Raw genomic sequence first — 3,626 nt, 5'->3', positions numbered from 1 at the left:
TTCGTTTTTCCTGCGATTGTTTTTTATAGCTTTTAGCCAAACTTTAATAGGGCAATTTTTCTTTTAAAATTCCATATAAAAAAGTACCGATCAAAGCTCCGATCAGCACAATTCCGATGCCGTAAAAACCAGCTCCAATCAAGATAAAAATAGGCCCGGGACACGTTCCAATCATTCCCCAACCAAGTCCAAAAAGAATTCCTCCAATAGCATAGCTCAAAAATCCTTTTTCCTTGTCTTGAATAGAAATCGGTGTTCCCTCAATATTTTTAATATTTTTTCTTTTATAAATTTGAACTCCTAGAACGCCTACAAACATGGCGGTCATCATAATTCCAAACATGTGAAACGACTGGAACTGGAACATTTCATAAATTCTGTACCACGAAACGGCTTCTGCTTTTGTCAAAACGATTCCGAAAACAATTCCGACTAATAGATATTTTATAAATTTCATAGCTTAAAAAATTAGAGGTAAAAGAAAGTGTGCAGCAACCAAGCCTCCGATAAAAAATCCGATAACGGCAATTAAAGAAGGCAATTGCAGATTACTCAATCCACTAATTGCGTGTCCCGAAGTACAGCCTCCGGCGTATCTTGCTCCAAAACCGACCAATAATCCGCCCAAAAGCATAAATACAAAAATCTTTGGGGTAAAAATACTTTCTGCCGAAGTAAACTTCTCAGGAATTAGGTTTCCGTTTACCGGAGCATCAATTTTCATTTCTTGCAATTGCGTAATCGTCTGTGGATTGAGCTGCACGCCAGAACCGTCGCTCAAATAATTTACGGCAATAAAACCGCCAATCATCGCTCCTAATACGACAACAAGATTCCAGCGCTGTGATTTCCAATCGAAACGAAAGAAATCCGAAAATTTCCCCGCGCCCGAAATCGTGCAAAGCGTTCTTAAATTCGACGACATTCCGAATGTTTTTCCGAAATAAACAAGTGTCAGCATAACTGCTCCAAGCAAAAATCCTGAAATATACCAAGGCCAAGTGCCGTAAAAACTATACATAATGAAATTATTTTCGGCAAAAATAAGAATTCACTTCCACTCTATCGTACAATTTCGTTCCAAAATAGATTCTAAGTTAAAATTAAACCTTTAATTTTGGCTTCAGAATAAAAAAAACCTACAATGAAAAAATTTGCGATTGAATTTAAATGGGGAATCCGTTATACTTTTTGTTATTTGGCTTGGGCTATTTTTGAGAAAGTGTTGGGCGTTTTTGGAGAAAATATAAGTTATTACATGCTTTCTTCGCTACTTTTTTACGTCCTTGCTTCCATAATTTACATAGCTGCCTTAAAAGAGAAAAAATTCCGTTTTTTCAACGGAAATATGGATTGGAAACAAGGAACCGCCACCGGACTTTACATGACCATTATAATTGCATTGCTGATGCCGTTGTCGCAAGCCTCGATTCACGAAGTAATTGCACCTGAATTTTTTGAAAATATGATTGCACTTTCAAATGACAAAGTGGCTGCAGCGAGTTATTTTAATTTGAAAAGCTACATAATGCAAACTGTCTTTTTTACGTTATCCATTGGAATGGTAATTGCAGCTGTAGTTTCGTATTTCATTCAGACTAAAAAGAAATAAAATCATGAAAATAAAATCATTGTTACTGCTTGTATTTGCTGGAATGGCACTGGTTTCTTGCATCAGCGCGAAATCTACCTTAAAAAATGTGGATGAAAATGCGCCCGAACCAACGCTGACCAAAGATGGCTGGTTTTTAATCACTGAATATGCCAAAGACAAAAAATACGGCTATAACAAAGATTATCCGATTAATGTTTTTTATAAAAATGTAAAAGACGAAGACAGCAACCCAAAACGATTTTTAGACGCTTTGACCGGACCAAAAGGCGAAACAATTACCTATAAAAAAGTAGAAAGCTGTTGCCCGTTTCCAACAAAAAGAGGCGAATCTGGTGCAGGATTTTTAGACCTTTATGAAATCAATTATCCGGGATTAAAAAAACCTTTAAAACTGTATTTCAATATTTACAGTAAAGGGTATTTATTTGTGCCAAAGGGATTTGGATTGAAGAAATAATACTTTTAAAGTAGCAATGAGCTCGACATTTAGTAGTGTTTCGTTTTTTTTGCCCCATTTAAAATGTAAGAAAAATAAATGATTTGGAATAGATTTTTAGTTATATTCGTTAAAATAATTCGGATCAAAGTTTCGTATATACCGCTATATTTGGGTAGATTGGCGAAAGTTTGTTTCGTATATTTATAAGTTATGTGCCATTTTGTTGAACACCTTGCTAAAATTAATCTTTGAAGCCAATGAATATAAAACGCATTATTCTAAAACCATTATATTTTTCTGTATTTATCCTTTTATTTTTATTCTTAATAAGTCAACATTGGGAGATTCAAATAGGGTTTGAAAACCTTGCAAAATATCTTTATCCTAACGAAGCTAATCGTAATGCTGAATTATTTAAAATATTACTAACTGTAATTGGTGGAATTGGGGTGTTTTATAGTTTATATTTAGCCTACAAAAGAGCTAAAGCAACTGATAAAGGCATAGAATTACAAGCACAAGCCATAAACAAACAAAGTGAACAATTAGAATTGTCGAGAAAAGGTCAAGTAAATGATCGATTTAAAAATGCGATAGAACACTTAGGAAATGACAAGCAACCAATTATTTTAGGTGGCGTGGTAGAATTACATCAAATCGCTAACGAAGAAAAAGAAAAATATGCTGCGGTTGTTTTTAATATTCTAACATCATATTTGCGATCAGTCTTAAAGGTGGATATTCCTCGCGATGACAATTTCTCTAGTACAGTTCCGCAAACAATTATTGATTTCTTATTTCGTGGAGCTAATAGTCATATTTATAAAGGTTTAAAGGCAAATTTAGCTCATTGTAATTTTTTATCGCTAGATATAAATGAATCAAATTTTGATTACGCGGATTTCGGCTTTTCTTTGTTGCCTAGGAATATTGTAGATGTATCGTTCGAAAAAGCAAAATTTGGCAGAGCAAATTTTACGGTTACAAACATTATTAACAGTAAATTTAATTATTCAGAATTTCACGATACAATATTTAATCAAACGGAAATAAAAAATTCTGATTTTTTTGGTGCAAAACTCTCAAGTCAACTTTTTATAAACACTCGTTTTTTTTGACTGCACCTTTTCATTGTCTAATATTTACAATTCTAAATTTCTTTTATGTCATTTTGAGAGTACATATTTCATGCGTGCTGAGTTATTAAATGTAGATTTCTGAGGATGTAACTTTGTAGATTCAGATTTTTCAGACAACACTCATTTCAGTAAGATTAATTTTTTAAGTTCTGGATTTTCTGAAACTACTTTTGGTAGTCAATGTTTTGAATGTAATTTTTCTGGAGCAAGATTAAAATATCGTTTCGATTATATTCAGCCAGAAGATTTAAAAGAAAATATTAACAAACCAATCAATAGAGATGGAATTAAAGAACTACCCGGAAATTTTTTCTTGAAGTGTTCTTGGGAAGCTTTGACTCAAAACGATTACGATTTAATTGTTAATGAATATGAAACTTCTGCAGATAAATGGGAGGAGAGATACAAACCCAAAAAAACAGAAAATCCGACG

The 3,626-nt window shown here is 33.2% G+C and carries 5 protein-coding genes; 3 read left to right on the top strand and 2 right to left on the bottom strand.

Annotation, left to right across the window (positions count from 1 at the left end; translation table 11 throughout):
• Positions 1–43: 43 nt before the first annotated feature.
• Positions 44–457: a DUF6691 family protein gene (locus EG849_RS10895; protein ID WP_125013119.1), complete on the bottom strand. Its 414-nt coding sequence runs from the start codon at positions 455–457 to the stop codon at positions 44–46.
• Positions 458–460: 3 nt separating this feature from the next.
• Entirely contained in the window at positions 461–1,021 is a 561-nt protein-coding gene (locus EG849_RS10890; protein WP_125013118.1) for a YeeE/YedE family protein, read from the bottom strand.
• 123 nt (positions 1,022–1,144) lie between these two features.
• On the opposite strand from EG849_RS10890, the gene EG849_RS10885 reads away from it, so the two are divergent.
• The 3 genes from EG849_RS10885 to EG849_RS10875 all read left to right on the top strand — a co-directional run bounded on the left by EG849_RS10885 (position 1,145) and on the right by EG849_RS10875 (position 3,172).
• On the top strand, positions 1,145–1,612 hold the full coding sequence (locus tag EG849_RS10885) for a DUF4199 domain-containing protein (protein WP_125013117.1): 468 nt from the start codon (positions 1,145–1,147) through the stop codon (positions 1,610–1,612).
• Positions 1,613–1,616: 4 nt separating this feature from the next.
• A complete protein-coding gene (locus tag EG849_RS10880; protein WP_125013116.1) occupies positions 1,617–2,072 on the top strand; it encodes a 2-dehydro-3-deoxyphosphooctonate aldolase in 456 nt (151 codons plus the stop codon).
• 239 nt (positions 2,073–2,311) lie between these two features.
• Positions 2,312–3,172 carry a pentapeptide repeat-containing protein gene (locus EG849_RS10875; RefSeq protein WP_125013115.1) on the top strand — a complete coding sequence of 287 codons (861 nt, stop codon included), beginning with the start codon at positions 2,312–2,314 and terminating at the stop codon, positions 3,170–3,172.
• Positions 3,173–3,626: the final 454 nt, after the last annotated feature.

It is taken from the genome of Flavobacterium macacae, from assembly GCF_003865365.1.
In the GTDB taxonomy this organism is placed as follows: Bacteria; Bacteroidota; Bacteroidia; order Flavobacteriales; family Flavobacteriaceae; genus Flavobacterium; species Flavobacterium macacae.
Note: the sequence above shows the minus strand (reverse complement) of the source record. Positions and strands in the feature narration are given on the sequence as shown.

What these genes read in the sequence shown, in the direction of transcription:
- EG849_RS10895 (WP_125013119.1), bottom strand. Translation starts at nt 457, where the DNA reads ATGAAATTTATAAAATATCTATTAGTCGGAATTGTTTTCGGAATCGTT.
- EG849_RS10890 (WP_125013118.1), bottom strand. Translation starts at nt 1,021, where the DNA reads ATGTATAGTTTTTACGGCACTTGGCCTTGGTATATTTCAGGATTTTTG.
- EG849_RS10885 (WP_125013117.1), top strand. Translation starts at nt 1,145, where the DNA reads ATGAAAAAATTTGCGATTGAATTTAAATGGGGAATCCGTTATACTTTT.
- EG849_RS10880 (WP_125013116.1), top strand. Translation starts at nt 1,617, where the DNA reads ATGAAAATAAAATCATTGTTACTGCTTGTATTTGCTGGAATGGCACTG.
- EG849_RS10875 (WP_125013115.1), top strand. Translation starts at nt 2,312, where the DNA reads ATGAATATAAAACGCATTATTCTAAAACCATTATATTTTTCTGTATTT.